The 17914-nt window shown below is 65.8% G+C and carries 16 protein-coding genes; 7 read left to right on the forward strand and 9 right to left on the reverse strand.

All coding sequences use genetic code 11. The annotated features are described in order from the left end of the window. Positions 1 to 4: 4 nt before the first annotated feature. The 3 genes from trpC to LGM56_RS32570 are packed head-to-tail and all read left to right on the forward strand — an operon-like array spanning position 5 to position 2334. Complete coding sequence (trpC, locus tag LGM56_RS32560) at positions 5 to 790, forward strand: indole-3-glycerol phosphate synthase TrpC (RefSeq protein ID WP_089472085.1); 786 nt, start codon at positions 5 to 7, stop codon at positions 788 to 790. Continuing rightward, positions 790 to 1416 carry a CYTH domain-containing protein gene (locus tag LGM56_RS32565; protein ID WP_089494025.1) on the forward strand — a complete coding sequence of 209 codons (627 nt, stop codon included), beginning with the start codon at positions 790 to 792 and terminating at the stop codon, positions 1414 to 1416. Before trpC ends, LGM56_RS32565 begins: the two co-directional genes overlap by 1 nt. A gap of 12 nt (positions 1417 to 1428) precedes the next feature. Continuing rightward, positions 1429 to 2334: a uracil-DNA glycosylase gene (locus tag LGM56_RS32570; RefSeq protein WP_226207815.1), complete on the forward strand. Its 906-nt coding sequence runs from the start codon at positions 1429 to 1431 to the stop codon at positions 2332 to 2334. 117 nt (positions 2335 to 2451) lie between these two features. Here LGM56_RS32570 and LGM56_RS32575 read toward each other — a convergent pair whose 3' ends face one another. The 4 genes from LGM56_RS32575 to LGM56_RS32590 form a co-directional block, all read right to left on the reverse strand. Next, positions 2452 to 3048, reverse strand: a complete 597-nt coding sequence (locus LGM56_RS32575) for an FMN-dependent NADH-azoreductase (RefSeq protein WP_226207816.1) — start codon at positions 3046 to 3048, stop codon at positions 2452 to 2454. A 147-nt stretch (positions 3049 to 3195) separates the two neighbouring features. Continuing rightward, positions 3196 to 4995 carry a M61 family metallopeptidase gene (locus tag LGM56_RS32580; RefSeq protein ID WP_226207817.1) on the reverse strand — a complete coding sequence of 600 codons (1800 nt, stop codon included), beginning with the start codon at positions 4993 to 4995 and terminating at the stop codon, positions 3196 to 3198. Between the two features lie 102 nt (positions 4996 to 5097). Then, a complete protein-coding gene (locus LGM56_RS32585; RefSeq protein WP_226207818.1) occupies positions 5098 to 5826 on the reverse strand; it encodes a DsbC family protein in 729 nt (242 codons plus the stop codon). 94 nt (positions 5827 to 5920) lie between these two features. Then, positions 5921 to 7099 carry a UbiH/UbiF family hydroxylase gene (locus tag LGM56_RS32590; protein ID WP_089494022.1) on the reverse strand — a complete coding sequence of 393 codons (1179 nt, stop codon included), beginning with the start codon at positions 7097 to 7099 and terminating at the stop codon, positions 5921 to 5923. Between the two features lie 246 nt (positions 7100 to 7345). Between LGM56_RS32590 and ychF the strand changes: the two genes are divergently transcribed. After that, positions 7346 to 8440: a redox-regulated ATPase YchF gene (ychF, locus tag LGM56_RS32595; RefSeq protein ID WP_089439131.1), complete on the forward strand. Its 1095-nt coding sequence runs from the start codon at positions 7346 to 7348 to the stop codon at positions 8438 to 8440. A 141-nt stretch (positions 8441 to 8581) separates the two neighbouring features. On the opposite strand, the gene LGM56_RS32600 is transcribed toward ychF, so the two are convergent. The 5 genes from LGM56_RS32600 to LGM56_RS32620 all read right to left on the reverse strand — a co-directional run bounded on the left by LGM56_RS32600 (position 8582) and on the right by LGM56_RS32620 (position 14435). After that, the gene (locus tag LGM56_RS32600) at positions 8582 to 9643 is read right to left on the reverse strand and encodes a radical SAM protein (RefSeq protein WP_226207819.1); all 1062 of its coding nucleotides are present in this window, start codon (positions 9641 to 9643) and stop codon (positions 8582 to 8584) included. Between the two features lie 39 nt (positions 9644 to 9682). After that, positions 9683 to 10654 carry an alpha/beta fold hydrolase gene (locus LGM56_RS32605; protein WP_226207820.1) on the reverse strand — a complete coding sequence of 324 codons (972 nt, stop codon included), beginning with the start codon at positions 10652 to 10654 and terminating at the stop codon, positions 9683 to 9685. A gap of 240 nt (positions 10655 to 10894) precedes the next feature. Then, positions 10895 to 12286: a GABA permease gene (gene gabP / locus LGM56_RS32610; protein ID WP_089494019.1), complete on the reverse strand. Its 1392-nt coding sequence runs from the start codon at positions 12284 to 12286 to the stop codon at positions 10895 to 10897. 418 nt (positions 12287 to 12704) lie between these two features. Beyond that, positions 12705 to 13049, reverse strand: a complete 345-nt coding sequence (locus LGM56_RS32615) for an MmcQ/YjbR family DNA-binding protein (protein WP_226207821.1) — start codon at positions 13047 to 13049, stop codon at positions 12705 to 12707. 81 nt (positions 13050 to 13130) lie between these two features. Then, positions 13131 to 14435, reverse strand: coding sequence for an MFS transporter (locus tag LGM56_RS32620; RefSeq protein WP_226207822.1), 1305 nt, complete (start codon positions 14433 to 14435; stop codon positions 13131 to 13133). 193 nt (positions 14436 to 14628) lie between these two features. On the opposite strand from LGM56_RS32620, the gene gcvA reads away from it, so the two are divergent. From gcvA to ettA, 3 genes are all read left to right on the forward strand, one after another. Next, positions 14629 to 15546 (forward strand): transcriptional regulator GcvA, encoded by a 918-nt coding sequence (gene gcvA / locus LGM56_RS32625; RefSeq protein WP_089494016.1) that lies wholly within the window; start codon positions 14629 to 14631, stop codon positions 15544 to 15546. An 80-nt stretch (positions 15547 to 15626) separates the two neighbouring features. Then, positions 15627 to 15935, forward strand: a complete 309-nt coding sequence (locus LGM56_RS32630) for a DUF3761 domain-containing protein (protein ID WP_226207823.1) — start codon at positions 15627 to 15629, stop codon at positions 15933 to 15935. A 204-nt stretch (positions 15936 to 16139) separates the two neighbouring features. Beyond that, the gene (ettA, locus tag LGM56_RS32635; RefSeq protein ID WP_226207824.1) at positions 16140 to 17807 is read left to right on the forward strand and encodes an energy-dependent translational throttle protein EttA; all 1668 of its coding nucleotides are present in this window, start codon (positions 16140 to 16142) and stop codon (positions 17805 to 17807) included. The last annotated feature ends 107 nt before the right edge of the window (positions 17808 to 17914 follow it).

Here is a 17914-nt window from a genome sequence, read left to right on the forward strand (position 1 = left end):
CCACATGAGCGACATTCTCGACCGAATCATCGCCGTCAAGCGCGAAGAAGTCGCGGCGGCCATGCGCAGCGCGCCGCTCGAGGCACTGAAACTGGAAGCGTCCGCGCGCGACCTGCGCGACTTCGTCGGCGCATTGCGCGCGAAGCATGCGGCCGGCCACGCGGCCGTGATTTCCGAAATCAAGAAGGCCAGCCCGTCGAAGGGCGTGCTGCGCGAGCATTTCGTGCCGGCCGACATCGCGCGTTCGTATGCAGCGCACGGCGCCGCGTGCCTGTCGGTGCTGACCGACGAGCAGTTCTTCCAGGGCAGCGCCCGCTATCTCGAACAAGCGCGCGCGGCCTGCGAGCTGCCGGTGCTGCGCAAGGACTTCATCGTCGACGCGTACCAGATCATCGAAGCGCGCGCGATGGGTGCCGACGCGATCCTGCTGATCGCCGCCGCACTCGACACGCCGCTGATGCAGGATCTCGAAGCGTATGCGCACTCGCTCGGCCTCGCGGTGCTGGTCGAAGTACACGACCGCAACGAGATGGAGCAGGCGCTGACGCTCAAGACGCCGCTGCTCGGCATCAACAACCGCAACCTGCGCACGTTCGAGACGTCGATCCAGACCACGCTCGACATGCTCGACATGATTCCGGCGGACCGGATCGTCGTGACCGAATCCGGCATCCTGTCGCGCACCGACGTCGACACGATGCGTGCGGCAAACGTGAACACGTTCCTCGTCGGCGAGGCGTTCATGCGCGCCGAGCAGCCGGGCGAGGAACTCGCACGGATGTTCTTCTGATGGCGATCGAAAAGGAAATCAAGCTCGCGCTGCCGGCCGGCCAGGCCGACGCCGCGCGACGCTTCTTCGAGACGCTGACCGGCGAACCCGGTCGCGACATCATGCTCGCAAACGTCTATTACGACACGCCCGATCTCGCGCTGGCCCGCTCGAAGAGCGCGGTGCGCGTGCGCCGCACGCCGCAAGGCTGGCTGCAGACGTTCAAGACGGTCGGCAGCGCGGAAGGCGGCCTGCATCGCCGCCACGAGTGGGAGCTGCCGGTCGCCGGCGACGCGCTCGAAATCGACGCGCTCGTCGCGGCCTGCGACGTGCCGGAAGCCGCCGCCGCGCTGAATGACGCGGCCGGCTCGCTGTCGGCGCTGTTTCGCACGGATTTTTCGCGTACGCTGTGGCGCATCGCAATCGGCGGCGCAACCGTCGAAGCCGCGGTGGACCTCGGCGAGATCGTCGTCCAGGCGGAACACGAAACGCGCCGCGAACCGATCAGCGAAATCGAACTCGAACTGATCGACGGCCCGGAGGCGGCGCTCGCAACGCTCGCCGCCGAATTGCAGCAAGCGCTGCCGGGCCTCGTTCCCGAAAACATCAGCAAGGCGCAGCGCGGCTACCGGCTGCGCGCGCAATAACCCGCATCACGCATGGCAACCCGCAAGACTTCCCGCGCGCCGCAACAGGCGTCGCTGTTCGATGATCCCGTGCCGGAAACGGCACCGGCCGATACCCCGTCCCCGGCGCCCGAAGCGCCCGCGGCCGGACGCAAGCCCGCAAAGAAAGCCGCGGCTCCGGCTGCGGCCCCGACGGCACCGCAGCCCGTTGCCGCCGACGTCCCGCACCTCGCCGCGCAATTCGACGCGCTGCCGCCCGTCTGGCGCGACGTGCTGAAACCCTTTACCGACAGCGACGCGTACGCGCCGCTGTGCCGCTTCGTCGATGACGAGCGTGCGGCCGGCAAGACGGTCTACCCGACCGACGTGTTCCGCGCGCTGCGCCTGACGAGCCCGGACGACGTAAAAGTCGTGATCCTCGGCCAGGACCCGTACCACGGCGACGATCGCGGCACGCCGCAGGCGCACGGGCTCGCGTTCTCGGTGCCGCCGGCCGTGCGCACGCCGCCGTCGCTGCGCAACATCTTCAAGGAAATCGCCGCGAACTTCGGCCACGACACGCCGCGCCATGGCTGCCTCGACACCTGGGCGCGCCAGGGCGTACTGCTGCTCAACACGGTGCTGACGGTCGAGCGCGGGGCCGCCGCGAGCCATGCGAAGCGCGGTTGGGAGCAGTGCACGGACACGCTGATCCGCGAACTCGCCGGCCGCCATCAGGGGCTCGTCTTCATGCTGTGGGGCGCCCACGCGCAGGCGAAGCGCGCGCTGTTCGACGCCAGCGCGCACTGCGTGCTCGAGGCGCCGCATCCGTCGCCGCTGTCCGCGCACCGCGGCTTCCTCGGCTGCCGCCATTTCGCGCTCGCGAACGACTATCTGGTCGAGGCAGGCCGCGAACCGATCGACTGGCGCCTGCCTGAAGTGGCGGAAACGCTCGCGTAACCGCCGCGCCGCCGTTCGTTCGCCACGCCAGCCGGCATGCAAAAACGCCGCGCCCCTTTCGGGACGCGGCGTTTTTTTATCGGGCGATGCGGCGGGTGCGGCGCACCCGCATCGACGTTACGCGGCGGCGATCGCTTCGCGTGCGCCAGCCAGCGCTGCGCTTTGCGCATCCGCGCCGAGGTTCAGGCCTTCCGCGAAGATGAAGTTCACGTCGGTCATGCCGACGAAGCCGAGGAACGTACGCAGGTACGGGGTCTGGCTGTCGTTCGGCGTACCGGCGTACTTGCCGCCACGGGCGGTCACCACGTGAACCTTCTTGCCCTTGATCAGGCCTTCCGGACCGTTTTCGGTGTAGCGGAACGTGACGCCTGCACGAGCGATCCAGTCGAAGTACGTCTTCAGTTGCGACGAGATGCCGAAGTTGTACATCGGTGCGCCGATCACGACGATGTCGGCAGCTTGCAGTTCGGCGATCAGTGCATCGCTCTTCGCGACGATCGCATTCTGTTCCGCGGTGCGCTGGTCGGCCGGCGTGAAGAACGCGCCGAGCACCGATTCGTCGAGGTGCGGCAGCGCATCGGCCAGCAGGTCGCGAACCACGACGTTCGCGCCGGGGTTCGATTGTTGCAGCTTTGCCGTCAGTTCGTTGGCCAGCAGCGTGGATTGCGCACCTTGCGAACGCGCGGCGGAATTGATTTGCAGAATGGTCGTCATGTCAGGCTCCAGTAGGGTTGCGCTTGGGTAGCGCGAGTGACGCCATTGTGCGTGGCCGCATGACCGCGAAAAAGCGGGTTCAGGGCGACGGATTGTTGCAGCAGCAGAACAATCATTGATCGCGCCCCGATACCCGCTTCAATACGCTCAACCCTTCAGCCAGGCCTCCCGGGCCTTCGAGACCGCGGCCGGCTTCGCGGCCGCCGACAGCCGGTAGCGCGTGACTTCCGGGCCGTCGAGCTTCAGTTTCGCGGTGCGGAGCTCGTCGCGACGGAAGGCGTGAACCTCGACCTTGTCACCCGGCCGGTAGCGAGCGAGCAGTGCGTCGAGGTTGGTGCCCGTAACGCGCAGCCCGTCGACGGCGATCAGCGTGTCGCCGGCCGACAGCCCCGCGCGATGTGCGGCGCCGCCTTCGTAGACGGCCGCGAGCGTGCAGTCCGCGCCGCCGCGCAGGCGCGCGCCGATCGTCGGCTTCGCGATCGCGCCGTTCGCGACATCGGGCGCAAGCGTCACGCCGAACGGTGCGAGCAGTTCGGCGAGCGGCAGGTCGCGCGTGCCGTGCACGGCATCGGCGAACAGGCGGCCGAGCGCGACGCCCGTCGCCGCTTCGATCAGCGCCTCGACTTCGTTCTCCTCGACGCCCATTTGCTTGCCGCGGTAGAAATCGCGGCCGTAGCGCTGCCACAGCAGGCGCATCACGTCGTCGAGCGACTTCTTGTTGCGCGTCTGCGCGCGGATCGCGAGATCGAAGGCGAGTGCGACGAGCGAACCCTTCGTGTAGTAGCTGACGATTGCGTTGGTCGCGTTCTCGTCCTGGCGGTAGTACTTGATCCACGCGTCGAACGAGCTTTCGGCGACGCTCTGCTTCAGGCGCCCCGTGCCGCGCAGCACACCGCCGACCGTACGGCCGAGCGCCGCGAAATATTCGTCCTGCGACATCAGCCCGCTGCGCACCAGCATCAGGTCGTCGTAATACGACGTGAAGCCCTCGAACAGCCACAGCAGCGACGTGTAGTTTTCCTTCGACAGGTCGTACGGCACGAACGCCGCCGGCTTGATGCGCTTCACGTTCCACGTATGGAAGTACTCGTGGCTGCAGAGCCCGAGATACGTGCGATAGCCTTCCGTCGTTTCGGGCCGCCCCTTCACCGGCAGGTCGGTGCGGTTGCAGATCAGCGCGGTCGACGCGCGATGCTCGAGGCCGCCGTAGCCGTCGCTGACCGCCAGCGTCATGAACACGTAGCGGTCCATCGGCGCTTTCTTCGATTTCGGCTCGAACAGCGCGATCTGCGCTTCGCATACGCGCTTCAGGTCGGTGCGCAGGCGCTCCAGGTCGAGCTGCGTCACGCGCCCCGCGATCACGATGTCGTGCGGCACGCCGTGCGCGTCGAACGTCGCGAGCGCGAATTCGCCGATCGTCACCGGATGGTCGGAGAGCTCGTCGTAGTTCGCTGCGCGATAGGCGCCGAACCCGTAGCGCTTGGTGCCGCGCGCCTCGGGCAGCGACGTGCCGACGCGCCATGCGCGGAACGCCGCACCGGCCGGCTTCGCGATGTCGACTTCACATGGCGCCTCCTCGTGGCCCGCAACGCTCAGGAACACGGCCGTCGCATTGAAGAAGCCGCCCGATTCGTCGAGATACGCGGAGCGCACCGACAGATCCCACGCGTACACGTCGTAGCGCAGCGTCAGCGTGCCGTTCACGGGGGCGGCCTGCCACGTGTGCTTGTCGGTCTTCGCGATCCGCACCTTGCGGCCCGCGTCGTTGAATGCGCCGAGCGTCACGATGTTGCGCGCGAACTCGCGCACGAGATAGCTGCCCGGAATCCACACCGGCAACGAAAAGCGCTGGCCTTCGGGGTCGGGATCGGCGACCGTCACCGACACTTCGAACAGGTGCGCGGCAAGATCTTTCGGAACAATCGAATAGCGGATCGGCTGGGTCATCGTGGCAATCGGTCGGTCGAATACGGCGGCGGAAACGAAGAGAGGCGCCGGCAGATGCGGGCGCCCCTCGCTGGCCGGGCCATGCGGCCCGGCGTGTGTCGGTTACTTGCTCGAGGCGAGCGCCTGGTTGAGCTGGTCGGCCGACACGGCGCCCGGCAGGCGGCGGCCGTCCGGCAGGAAGATCGTCGGCGTGCCCGTGACGTTCATCCCGCGGCCGAGCGCGAGGTTCTTGTCGAGCGCGGTCGTGTCGCAAGTACCGGCACCGGACGGCGCGCGGTGGTCGAGCATCCAGCCCTCCCACGTTTTCGCGCGGTCGGTCGCACACCAGATCGCCTTCGACTTCGCGGTCGAATCCGGCGACAGCACCGGGTACAGGAACGTGTAGACGGTCACGTTGTCGACCGACTGCAGCGTCGTCTCGAGCTTCTTGCAATACGGGCAGTTCGGATCGGAGAACACGGCGATCTTGCGGGCGCCGTTGCCCTTGACGACCTTGATCGCATTCGCGAACGGCAGGCTCGCGAAGTCGATCTTGTTGATTTCGGACAGGCGCGCGTCGGTCAGGTTCTTGTGCGTCTTGGTGTCGACGAGATCGCCGAGCAGCACGTAATCGCCTGCCGCATCGCTATAGATGATCTGCGAGCCGAGGTTGACTTCGTAGAGGCCGGCGACCGGCGCTTTCGACACGCTCTTGATCGGCGCGTCGCTGCCGAGGCGGGCCTGCAGCGTTGCTTTCAGCTTGTCGGTGGTCTGGTCGGCCTGCGCGGTGCAGCCAAGCGTCGCCATCATGACGGCCAGCGCCAGCGATGCGATGCGGATCGTTTTTTTCATTGAAATCTTCCTTCAGCTCAATCGGAGTGCACGGCACAGTGTACGCCGTAACGGAACCGTGTCCGACCGGCGAAGCGGCCGAAGGTTCGATCGATCAGCCGAGCGCGGCCGATACGAGCCAGCGCTTCACGAGCGGCTGCGCGCCGACGAAGGCCATGCCCGCGTTGCGCACGACCTTCGCGAGCGAGCCCGGCACGGCGAACAGCCGCTGCAACCCATCGGTCGCGACCATCAGCGCGCGGATGTCCTCGCGGCGCGAACGCTCGTAGCGACGCAGCAGCACCGTATCACCGAGGTTGCGGAAGCTTTCCTTGCCCGCGATCGCGTCGGCAAGCGCCGCGACGTCGCGCAAGCCGAGATTCATCCCCTGCCCCGCGAGCGGGTGGATCAGGTGCGCGGCATCGCCGACGAGCGCGACGCGCGGTGCGATCAGCTTGTCGACCGTCTGCAGCGCCAGCGGGAAGCCGGCAGCCGGCGTCACGCAGTCGAGCGTGCCGACCTGACCGTGCGACACGCGCTCGACTTCGGCCGCGAGCTGCGCCGGATCGAGTGCGAGCAATTCGTCTGCATGCGCGGTGTGCGCGGACCAGACGAGCGATACATGGCCGTCCGGCAGCGGCAGCAGCGCGACGATCTCGCCTTCGTGGAACCACTGGTAGGCGGTCTCGCGGTGCGGCAACGACGCCTTGAAGTTCGCGACGACGCCGGTTTGCCGGTAGTCGCGCCGCTCGACCTTGGCCCCCATTTGCGAGCGCACCCACGAATGCGCGCCGTCCGCGCCGACGACGAGGTCCGCTTCCAGCACCTGCCCCGACGACAGCGTGAGCACGGCCGCGTCGTCGCGCACGTCGAAGCCCTGTGCGCGCGCATCGAACCACGTGAGGTTCGGCTGGAACCGCAGCGCGGCGTCGAGCGACGCCTCGACCAGCGACGATTCGGCGATCCACGCGAGCTGCGGCACGGACGCCTGGTACGCGGAGAAATGCAGTTCCGCGTGCGCGTCGCCGTACACGCGCATGTCGTAGACCGGCGCAAGCCGGCTGTGATCGAGCGCCTGCCAGACGCGCAGCCGCTCGAGCAGCGCCTGCGAACTGGAGGACAGCGCGTAGACGCGCGTGTCGAAGGCGAGATCGGCGGGGCGCGGCGTGGCCGGCTGGGCGAGCAAGGCTGTCTTGTAGCCGGACTGGGTCAGCGCGAGCGCGGCCGTCTTGCCGACGAGCCCGCCGCCGACCACGGCGACGTCGAAGGTGTGGTGGGCAGTCATGGCGGGCATTATAGCCGCGGGGCCAAACCCTTACGCGGCCGGACTTTGCGGGAAATCAGCAGAATCGCAGGGCGATGCGGCAACGCAGCGGCCCGCCGCATCGGCCATTCGGCGCCTGCCCGGAATCCGGGGCGTCGGCACGGTACAATAGCGACTTTGACCGTCGGCCCGCCGCGCCCCACGCGCCGGCCGCCCTTTTTTCCCGCGCCGCCGTGCCCTGTCCGGCCGCGCCGCCTTACCCGTCCGAAGGATTCCATGAGTCTCAAATGCGGCATCGTCGGCTTGCCCAACGTCGGCAAGTCCACCCTGTTCAATGCGCTGACCAAGGCCGGCATCGCCGCCGAGAACTACCCGTTCTGCACGATCGAGCCGAACGTCGGCATCGTCGAAGTGCCCGATACGCGCCTGAAGGCGCTCTCCGAGATCGTCAAGCCGGAGCGTGTCGTACCGGCCGTCGTCGAATTCGTCGACATCGCGGGCCTCGTCGCGGGCGCGAGCAAGGGTGAAGGCCTCGGCAACCAGTTCCTCGCGAACATCCGCGAAACCGACGCGATCACGCACGTCGTGCGCTGCTTCGAGGACGAGAACGTCATTCACGTCGCCGGCAAGGTCAGCCCGATCGACGACATCGAAGTGATCAACACCGAGCTCGCGCTCGCCGACCTCGGCACCGTCGAGAAGGCGCTCACGCGCTATTCGAAGGCCGCGAAGTCGGGCAACGACAAGGAAGCGGCAAAGCTCGTCGCGGTACTCGAAAAAGTGCGCGCTCAACTCGACCAGGGCAAGGCCGTGCGCGGCCTCGAACTGTCGGACGACGAAGCGGCGCTGATCAAGCCGTTCTGCCTGATCACCGCGAAGCCGGCGATGTACGTGGCCAACGTGAAGGACGACGGTTTCGAGAACAACCCGCATCTCGACGCGGTCCGCAAGTACGCGGAAAGCGAGAATGCGCCGGTCGTGGCCGTATGTGCGGCGATCGAGGCGGAAATCGCCGATCTCGACGATGCGGACAAGGAAGCGTTCCTCGCCGACATGGGCATGGAAGAGCCGGGCCTCGACCGCGTGATCCGCGCGGGCTTCAAGCTGCTCGGTCTGCAGACGTACTTCACCGCGGGCGTGAAGGAAGTGCGCGCATGGACGATCCATATCGGCGACACGGCGCCGCAGGCAGCCGGCGTGATCCACACCGACTTCGAGCGCGGCTTCATCCGCGCGCAGACGATCGCGTTCGACGATTTCGTCACGTACAAGGGTGAGCAAGGCGCGAAGGAAGCCGGCAAGATGCGCGCGGAAGGGAAGGAATATGTCGTGCACGACGGCGACGTGATGAACTTCCTGTTCAACGTCTGAGCGTTGCGTTATCGCCTCAGTGAAAAGCCCGCTTCTGCGGGCTTTTCACTTTTCGGTGTACCGGCCTAGTCACGACCGGAGCCGCCCGTGTCCGATTTAGATCCGGCTATGCATAGCTGCATGGTGCCCCCCTGTGCCGTCTCATTGCATTGCGCAAATCGACGCGCGCTCCATACGATTGCGCGGATGGTATTTCGACCAGACAAACTGACTGAAATAGCTTTCAGCAACCTCCGTCCATGTCCGAAGTCCGTCGTCTTCCTGCAGTACGTGCCTCGCGTTAACCAGCAACCAGGACATCACGGCCTGGCTGTCGCGACACTTCGCGCATTCTCCTGACGTACAACAGCGCGCAAGCGAGACAAAATCGGCACGATACGCATTGAACCTGGGTAGCGCGGGCCACCCCGACGCGAACCGATCCACGTTTTGCGGATGATCTTCGCTGACGCTCGGACAACTAGCACCATTGAATGCTCCCCAGGCGGTCTCACCCCGCATCAGGGCCGTCAGATAATAGGGATGGCTTGCAATGGTTTCAGGGTATTTCGCTTTCAAGTCGAGCAGGACGTCCAGCAACCGCTCCTCGCCTCGTCGACGTAGCGGGCCGTCAACGTCGTAGGGACTGTAGTAATTGAACAGCAACCGATTCCCGTTATCTCGAATTTTGCGCACCGTTTCCTCGATGTACGCAATACCGTCAATCGTCACTGCATAGACAAAACCTGCACGTTCGTCGTCGCGATAGTTTGCCAGCGTCTTGTCGAACAAGCCGGTGAAGCGTTTTCCGTTCGGACCAATCGCACGCAATTCATCGTCGAGTGGCCCGCCGCCAAATACGGAGATCGCGATGGTGATGTCCTCGAATCCTTCATACGGGATTTTTCGAAGTCCATTCGTCGACACTGACACTTTCGGCATGTATTTCCTGAACATCCGTATCCGATCGAGGTGCAATGCAGGCTCGCCGCCAATCAATAGCGGCGCGTTGACCCCGCGCGCAGCCTCCTCCGTCACACGCTGCTCAAGGCGACGCGCATCGCTCAACTCTTGCGATGCTGTATCGAATTCGTTCTCGAAAAACCAGCAGCCCTTGCAACGGAGGTTGCATTGATTCGTGAGATGGTAAAGCGACGCGCGCGTCTCCTTCGCCTCATTTCTGACGGCCTTGAAGCGCGATTTCATTTCTGTTGAATCATCCATCATGGTCTCCTGATGTGAGGATGCGAACGACACGCGCCGTCAGCGCAGCAACCCTCTGGTGAGTTCCGGCCACAGCGACGAATGCTCGCGGCGGAACATGCCGACGTGGCCAATTGCTCGGTCGTCGGGATTTTCTGGATGGATGAAGTGGACGTCGGACTTGGCGCTCGGCAGCAGGCGCAGCCAATCTGCAATATTGGCCGGCGTGGCAAGCGGGTCGTCGGTTGCGGCCACAACGGTGACGGGAGCGATAAATTCGTCGTAGTAGTGGCGCACCACCTCTGCTCCGAATTCGTTCGCCACATATCCGGGCCGACGGCACCATCGGGCCCACTGACGTCCGACGCACGGCGGCAGATCATCTCCCCAGCCGAATACCCTGGCCGGAACGTAACCGAGCAGTCGAGCGGAAATCGGCACATACAGATGGGCAAGCAGCAAGGCCGCGAAACGCTTTGGCCAGCGAATGTTGCCGACATACCCGGAAGATGCCGAGATGGCGCATAGCGAGCGAATCGACGCGTGATTCGGCATCAGACCGACCAGCTGTGCGCCCGCGCTATGCCCAATCAAGTGCGCGTCGCGCGCCCGGGTTTTGCCAAGGAGCCAGTCGAGCGCTGCGGGCATGTCGAGTTGCCCCCAGTCCTGTTTTCGCGCCCGGGACTGGCGGACGTGATCCGTACCGAGCGACGCGCCGATCCCCCGATAATCGAATACGAACGTTGCATGACCGCCTTTGCTTAGCCAATCTGCAAACGGGAAATAAAAGGATTGTCGGATTCCCGTCGCAGGGCAGATGAGCACCGGGGAACGATCACCCTCGGCCGCCGGGAAATAGGTTCCCTTGAGCTGGAATCCGTCGCGGGCGGAGAAAGTTATGCCGACGCGAGCAGTCGAACGCTCAGTCATTGTTGCGACCTCGATACAGTCGACAAACGACAAGGCGTATCGATCGCGCAATTGGATATCAGGTGCTTCCTGATAATGCCGATCATCAACAAAGGATGCCAAATTGATTCATCCATCGATTCGCCTCGGTAATCGAAGCAATCAATGTACGAGCATGTCTTTGTTGACGAAATCAGACGAGTTCGATTATTACGAGCTAGTTGCTTCTTGCCTCTCGCAACGCGTCGCGCGTCGGCATTTTCGGCCGCATTGGATGCGACAAAAGCAAATGGCCCGACCGGCAAACGCCGATCGGGCCATTTTTCATGACGCGGGCTTTCCGCCCGCCATCACTTCACCCACTCAAGTCGCCGACACGCGCCGCCCTTCACTCGCCTGCGCATCGCGACCACGCTTGTTCAGCCACGACGCCAGCAGCACGATCAACGCCAGCACGGCCGTCGCACCCACTTCCATCCGGTGATCCTCACTCACGAGCATCACGGTCAGTGTGCCGCAGATGAACAGGATCACCAACCACGTGAGCCACGGGAACAACCACATCCGCAGCGTCAGGTCCGCACCGGTCGATTCGAGCGTCTTGCGCATCCGCAGCTGCGAGATCGCGATCACGAGATACACGAGCAGCGCGATCGCGCCCGACGTTGCCAGCAGGAAGCCGAACACCTGCTCCGGCATCAGGTAGTTCGCGATCACGGTCAGGAAACCGAACGCGGTCGACGCGAGCACGGCCGCGCGCGGCGTGCCGGTCGAATCGGTGCGGTGCAGGAACGCGGGCGCATCCTTGCGCTTGGACAGTGAGAACAGCATCCGCGACGCGGTGTACAGCGCCGAATTCAGGCAGCTCGCGACCGACACCAGCACGATCACGTCGATGATCGCCTTCGCGTTCGGGACGCCGATCAGCTCCATCGCGCGCTGATACGAGCCGTGCTTCGGCAGCAGCGGGTCGTTCCACGGCACGATGGCCGCAACGACGAGAATCGAGCCGAGATAGAACAGCGTGATACGCCAGATCACCGAGTTGGTCGCGCGCACGATCTGGCGTTGCGGGTTGTCCGATTCGGCGGCCGCGATCGTCACGATCTCGGTGCCGAGGAACGAGAACATCGTCGTCAGCATCGCCGCGAGCACCGCGCCGGCGCCGTGCGGCATGAAGCCGTCATGCACGAACAGGTTCGACACGCCCGACACAGCCGGCGCCGGGATGATGCCGACGATCGCCGCACCGCCGATGCACAGGAACACGACGATCGCGACAACCTTGATTAGCGCGAACCAGAATTCGAATTCGCCGTAGTTCTTGACCGAGAAGAGGTTGGTCACCGTCAGCACCAGCGTGATGCCAAGCGCGAAGACCCAGGTCGCGACGCCAGGGAACCATGCGTTGAGAATGGTCGCGGCGGCGGTCGCCTCGATCGGGATCACCAGCACCCAGAACCACCAGTACAGCCAGCCGATCGAGAAACCGGCCCAGTGGCCGATCGCGCGATCGGCATAGGTGGAGAACGAACCGCTGTCCGGATGGGCGACTGCCATCTCGCCGAGCATGCGCATCACGAGCACGACCAGCACCCCTGCGATCGCATACGCGAGGATCGACGCCGGGCCGGCTTCCGCGATCGCGTGGCCGGAGCCGACGAACAGGCCCGCGCCGATCACGCCGGCAATCGACATCATCGTCACGTGCCGCTGCTTCAGGCCCGTACCCAGGCCTGTGTTGCTTCCACTCATCTGTCTCTCTCCAAAAAACGGTTCCGGTATGGCCGGGTATCGCGTGAAGGCAGCACGGGGGGATTGTCGTTCTTGAGCCGGGCCGGATGCGGCGCCTGCATGGGTGCAGGCGCGCAGCCGGATCGGGGGCCGTTCCGGAACGGGTCGCGACGCAGTCTGCGAAGCTGCGGGTGCGATGCGGCACGCAGGGCGCCGGCGCATCGCGTGCGCCCTTTCCGTCGGCTTTCGTCAGCTGCCTTCGAAGCGAAGGAGTGTAAGCATCAAACGGTTCTTCACTAAGAACCAATTGAAGAATTTCGATGGAACCACTTGTTGCATCGACATCGATCGATGCAACGCTTGTACCGTCCGTGGCGACTCGCGAGCGCGCCGAAAGCGCCCGGCGACATCGGGTCAGTCAGCCGCAACCGGGGGCGCGTCAGCGCGTGCCGTTCGCCATCTCGTCACGCCATTTGGCGGGGACAACGGCCTGCCATTCTCGCAGAAGCAGGTTTTTCACGGCGTCCGGATGGGCCGCCGACAGCCGCACCAGCACGATCGGCCAGCCGACGTAGTGATCCGTCACGTAATACACGTCGGGTTCCGATTCGATCAGCCACGCGCGCTCGTCGCGGCCGACGCCTTTCACGACGAGCGTGTCGCCGTCCTCGCGCAGCCGCGCGAGCATCTTGCCCTTCACCTTGAGTGAGGGCGTGCCGTATGACGTGCCTTCCTCGACGCCGCGCCACGCCAGCGCGATCTGCCGGACTTCGTCGAATGTCATGGAGCCTCCCGGCTGGATGCCTTCGGTTCACGATCCGGCCACCCTACCGGAATTCGCGAAGCCGTGCCGTGGGCAGTGCGCTTATCCGCGCGCTGCACGCGCGGCCGTCGACGCACGCCCCGTCGTCGCGACGATCGCGAACGCGATCGCATTCGCAGCGGCACTGGCCAGGATCGGCACGAGATAGCCGGCGCCCGCGTCGTAGATGAAGCCGGCCGCGGTCGGCCCGATCAGCGCGCCGAATGCTACGCTCGTATAGAGCACGCCGATGATCCCGCTCACGTTGCGGCCGCCGAAATAGTCCATCACCACCGCCGGCAGCACCGCGACCCAGCCGCCGTAGAACACGCCGAACCCGAGTGCGAACGCGGCAAGCATGGCGACGGTGCCGGCGCCGGCCCACGCAACGAGCGCGACGGCCATGCCCGCGAACATCGCGAGCAGCGAGGTGCGGCGGCCGAAGCGGTCGGCGAGGCCGCCGAGGAAGAAGCGGCCGGCCGTGCTGCCGACGCCGATCGCGCCGAGCAGCAGCACGGCCGTCGATGACGAGACGCCATGATCGAGTGCGTACGGCACGAGATGAACGAACGGGACGAACACGCCGAACGAGCAGATGAGGCATGCCGCGTAGAGACTCGCGAACGAGCGCGACGTAACGGCTTCGCGCACCGTCGCGCCGGCAGCCGGCTTGCGACGCGAGGCTGCACCGGACACCGAAGCCCCCGCATCGCGCGCGGTGGCTTTCGCGCCGCCGCCCTCGACGGACTCATGCGCCGCCTCCCCGTCCGGCAGCAGCCCCCGCCCGCGCGGATCGTTCTCGATCAGCAACGCCATCCCCGCGCCGATCACGACCGCGATCACGGCCAGCGTGAAATACGCACCGCGCCAGCCGACGTGCGCGATCAGCGCGGACGCGAGCGGCGGCATCACCAGCGTGCCGACGCCGATCCCGGCGACCGCGAGCCCCGACGCGAAGCCGCGCCGGCGCACGAACCAGCGCTGCACGGCGCCGACAGCCGGCACGTACGCGCAGCCGACGCCGAGACCGACACCGAGCCCGTACGCGACATAGACCTGCACCAGCGTATGCGCGGCGCCGGCAGCCGCGAGCCCGATGCCCGTCAGCAGCATCCCGGCGACAGCGAGCCGCCGCGAGCCGAAGCGGTCGGCCAGCGGCCCGCTGACGATGCCGAAGCCGAAATACAGGAAGCCGGCGAGCGAGAACACGAGCGAGATCTGTCCGCGCGACGCGGCGAAATCCTGCTGCAGCGACTCGACGAAGGCGCTGAACGTGTATGCGCTGCCGAAACCGACGAACGTGACGGCAAACGCGGCCGCCACCACGTACCAGCCGTAGAAAACGCGCGATGCGCCCTGGCGGTTCATGACGATGCTCCTCTCAGGTTCCGCCGGCTGCCGGGCGGCGTCCGGATTGCCTCATGGATATAGTTGAACTATGTTGATCGCACCGGCTGCCGACAGGCAGTCGCGAAGCATACGATCCGATGCGTCAACGGTACTCGTGCATACGCATCGTCTCAAACGATATTTCGTCGGACTTTCGATTTAGAAAAACTGAATGAATCGTTCCCGCTTGCCGCCTCTCAACCCGCTGCGCGCATTCGAAGCGGCCGCCCGCCACCTGTCGGTGAAGGCGGCTGCCGAGGAGCTGTCGGTCACGCCCGGCGCGGTAAGCCAGATGATCCGCACGCTCGAGACGCATCTCGGTGTACAGCTGTTCGAGCGCGTCAACCGCGGCATCCTGCTCACGGCCGCCGGCCGCGACTACCTGCCGCCGGTGCGCAACGCGTTCCGGCAGATCGCCGATGCGTCGCAGCGCGTGTCGGGTGCGGCCGACAGCGGCGTGCTGACGGTGAGCGTCACGCCGTTTTTCGCATCCGCGTGGCTCGTCCCGCGCCTCGCGCAGTTTCGGGAGGCTTGCCCGGACGTCGACCTGCAGGTCGTCACGAGCCATGCACCGGCTGATTTCTCGCGCGACGGTGTAGACGTCGCGATCCGTCATGGCCTCGGGCGCTACATCGGGCTGTGCAGCGAGCGCCTGCTGACGGTGGAGATCGTCGCGCTCGCGTCGCCCGAACTCGTCGCGCGGCTCGGCATGCCGGCGACGCCGGCCGAGCTCGTCGGCTGGCCGCAGTTGCACGACGCCGAGCGCAAGGGCTGGCACATCTGGTTCGGCGCACAGCGGATCGACGACTTCGGCCCGCCGCGCGGCCCCGCGTTCGACGACTCGGGCCTGTTGCTGCAGGCGATCGTCGCCGGCCAGGGCGCCGGGCTGCTGCCGGCCGCGATGGTGCGCGGCGAGCTGGCGAGCGGCCGACTCGTGCAGCTCGCCGACGTCGCGTGGCTCGACGATTTCGCGTACTACCTCGTCTATCCGCCGCATCACGCGGAACGGTCAAAAGTTGCCGCCTTTCGCCGATGGATCCTCGACGCCGCACTGGCCGACGGCGCGGCATCGATGTCCGGCGCGGCGTAGTGCCCTCCGTCACGGCGCGCTTCTTCTGCCGATCGGCTAACATGCGGCCCGGCACCGATAACAACAGACCGAGAGAGACCATGCCCGCCCTGCTCCGCCGCGCGACACGCGTCGCGACGCTGTCCGCCGCATTTTTCGTCGCGTGCGCCTCGCTGCCCCTTCCGGCACACGCGTATCGCGCACCGACCGGCTACAGCAACGAAGCCGATCTCGACCGACACGACACGTATCGCAACCGCGACGGCGAAACCGTGCACGCCCCCGCGCATTCGAAATCGGGCCGCGTGCCCGACGGCGCGAGCGCGCGCTGCCGCGACGGCACGTACAGCTTCAGCCGCCACCGGCGCGGCACGTGCTCGGGGCACGGCGGCGTCGCCGCGTGGCTGTAGCCTCGGCCGAATGGCCAATCCGGACCGCTGCAGCCCCCCGCCGCTGTCAGCGACGCTCGGCGGCGAAGTACAATAGCCGCTCGCGCCGCCCACACGCGGCGACGCCGCCGCGCCCTGCGCGGCACGCTCCGTACCGAATCACCCGACGCCGCCGCGCCCGCGCGCTGCGCGGCAGTCTCAACCACTTCTGACTTTCACACCGAAATGGCCCAATACGTTTTCACGATGAACCGGGTCGGCAAGATCGTGCCGCCCAAGCGCCAGATCCTGAAGGACATCTCGCTGTCGTTCTTTCCCGGCGCGAAGATCGGCGTGCTCGGCCTGAACGGCTCGGGCAAGTCGACGCTGATCCGCATCATGGCGGGCGTCGACAAGGACATCGAAGGCGAAGCCACGCCGATGCCGAACCTGAACATCGGCTACCTGCCGCAGGAACCGCAGCTCGACCCGACGAAGACGGTGCGCGAAGCCGTCGAGGAAGGCCTTGGCGACCTGTTCCAGGCCAACAAGAAGCTCGAGGAAATCTACGCGGCGTACGCGGAGCCGGACGCCGACTTCGACGCGCTCGCAGCCGAGCAGGCGAAGTACGAGGCGATCCTCGCGTCGAGCGACGGCGGCAGCCCCGAGCAGCAGCTCGAAGTGGCCGCCGACGCACTGCGCCTGCCGTCGTGGGACGCCAGGATCGAACACCTGTCGGGCGGTGAAAAGCGCCGCGTCGCGCTGTGCAAGCTGCTGCTCGAAAAACCCGACATGCTGCTGCTCGACGAACCGACCAACCACCTCGACGCGGAATCGGTCGACTGGCTCGAGCAGTTCCTGGTGCGCTTCCCGGGCACCGTCGTCGCGGTCACCCACGATCGCTACTTCCTCGACAACGCAGCCGAGTGGATTCTCGAACTCGACCGCGGCCACGGCATTCCGTGGAAGGGCAACTACAGCAGCTGGCTCGACCAGAAGGAAGAGCGCCTGAAGCAGGAAGAGGCGTCGGAATCGGCGCGCCAGAAGGCGATCAAGAAGGAACTGGAGTGGGTGCGCCAGAACCCGAAGGGCCGCCAGGCAAAGTCGAAGGCGCGTATCGCGCGCTTCGAGGAGCTGAGCAGCCAGGAATACCAGAAGCGCAACGAAACGCAGGAAATCTTCATTCCGGCCGGCGAACGCCTCGGCAATGAAGTGATCGAGTTCAAGAACGTCAGCAAGTCGTTCGGCGATCGCCTGCTGATCGACAATCTGAGCTTCAAGATCCCGGCCGGTGCGATCGTCGGCATCATCGGCCCGAACGGCGCCGGCAAGTCGACGCTGTTCAAGATGCTGACCGGTAAGGAACAGCCGGATTCGGGCGAAGTCGTGATGGGCCCGACGGTGAAGCTCGCTTACGTCGACCAGAGCCGCGACGCGCTCGACGGGTCGAAGACGGTGTTCGAGGAAATCTCGGGCGGCGCCGACGTGCTGACGGTGGGCAAGTACGAAACGCCGTCGCGCGCGTACATCGGCCGCTTCAACTTCAAGGGCGGCGACCAGCAGAAGATCGTCGGCAACCTGTCCGGCGGTGAACGCGGTCGGCTGCACCTCGCGAAGACGCTGATCTCGGGCGGCAACGTGCTGCTGCTGGACGAACCGTCGAACGATCTCGACGTCGAAACGCTGCGCGCGCTGGAAGACGCGCTGCTCGAATTCGCGGGCTCGGTGATGGTGATCTCGCACGATCGCTGGTTCCTCGACCGGATCGCGACGCACATCCTCGCGTTCGAAGGCGATTCGCAGGTCACGTTCTTCGACGGCAACTACCAGGAATACGAAGCCGACAAGCGTGCCCGCCTCGGCGAAGAAGCCGCGAAGCCGAAGCGCCTGCGCTACAAGCCGATCAGCCGCTGACCGGCACGACCCGGGTGCCCGGCGCCGCGGCAACGCGGGGCCGGTCGCCGAGGGTGGCCGCTTCAGGAAGCGTCACAACAAAAAAGCGGGCCGCTGGCCCGCTTTTT

The organism is Burkholderia sp. AU38729 (assembly GCF_020419725.1).
GTDB lineage: Bacteria > Pseudomonadota > Gammaproteobacteria > Burkholderiales > Burkholderiaceae > Burkholderia.

Excerpts from the sequence above, each read along its gene's own strand:
- gabP (WP_089494019.1), bottom strand. The coding sequence starts at position 12,286 with ATGAGTGGAAGCAACACAGGCCTGGGTACGGGCCTGAAGCAGCGGCAC.
- LGM56_RS32600 (WP_226207819.1), bottom strand. The coding sequence starts at position 9,643 with ATGGATGATTCAACAGAAATGAAATCGCGCTTCAAGGCCGTCAGAAAT.
- LGM56_RS32630 (WP_226207823.1), top strand. The coding sequence starts at position 15,627 with ATGCCCGCCCTGCTCCGCCGCGCGACACGCGTCGCGACGCTGTCCGCC.
- LGM56_RS32565 (WP_089494025.1), top strand. The coding sequence starts at position 790 with ATGGCGATCGAAAAGGAAATCAAGCTCGCGCTGCCGGCCGGCCAGGCC.
- ettA (WP_226207824.1), top strand. The coding sequence starts at position 16,140 with ATGGCCCAATACGTTTTCACGATGAACCGGGTCGGCAAGATCGTGCCG.
- LGM56_RS32615 (WP_226207821.1), bottom strand. The coding sequence starts at position 13,049 with ATGACATTCGACGAAGTCCGGCAGATCGCGCTGGCGTGGCGCGGCGTC.
- ychF (WP_089439131.1), top strand. The coding sequence starts at position 7,346 with ATGAGTCTCAAATGCGGCATCGTCGGCTTGCCCAACGTCGGCAAGTCC.
- LGM56_RS32590 (WP_089494022.1), bottom strand. The coding sequence starts at position 7,099 with ATGCCCGCCATGACTGCCCACCACACCTTCGACGTCGCCGTGGTCGGC.
- gcvA (WP_089494016.1), top strand. The coding sequence starts at position 14,629 with ATGAATCGTTCCCGCTTGCCGCCTCTCAACCCGCTGCGCGCATTCGAA.
- LGM56_RS32585 (WP_226207818.1), bottom strand. The coding sequence starts at position 5,826 with ATGAAAAAAACGATCCGCATCGCATCGCTGGCGCTGGCCGTCATGATG.
- LGM56_RS32580 (WP_226207817.1), bottom strand. The coding sequence starts at position 4,995 with ATGACCCAGCCGATCCGCTATTCGATTGTTCCGAAAGATCTTGCCGCG.
- LGM56_RS32620 (WP_226207822.1), bottom strand. The coding sequence starts at position 14,435 with ATGAACCGCCAGGGCGCATCGCGCGTTTTCTACGGCTGGTACGTGGTG.
- LGM56_RS32575 (WP_226207816.1), bottom strand. The coding sequence starts at position 3,048 with ATGACGACCATTCTGCAAATCAATTCCGCCGCGCGTTCGCAAGGTGCG.
- LGM56_RS32570 (WP_226207815.1), top strand. The coding sequence starts at position 1,429 with ATGGCAACCCGCAAGACTTCCCGCGCGCCGCAACAGGCGTCGCTGTTC.
- trpC (WP_089472085.1), top strand. The coding sequence starts at position 5 with ATGAGCGACATTCTCGACCGAATCATCGCCGTCAAGCGCGAAGAAGTC.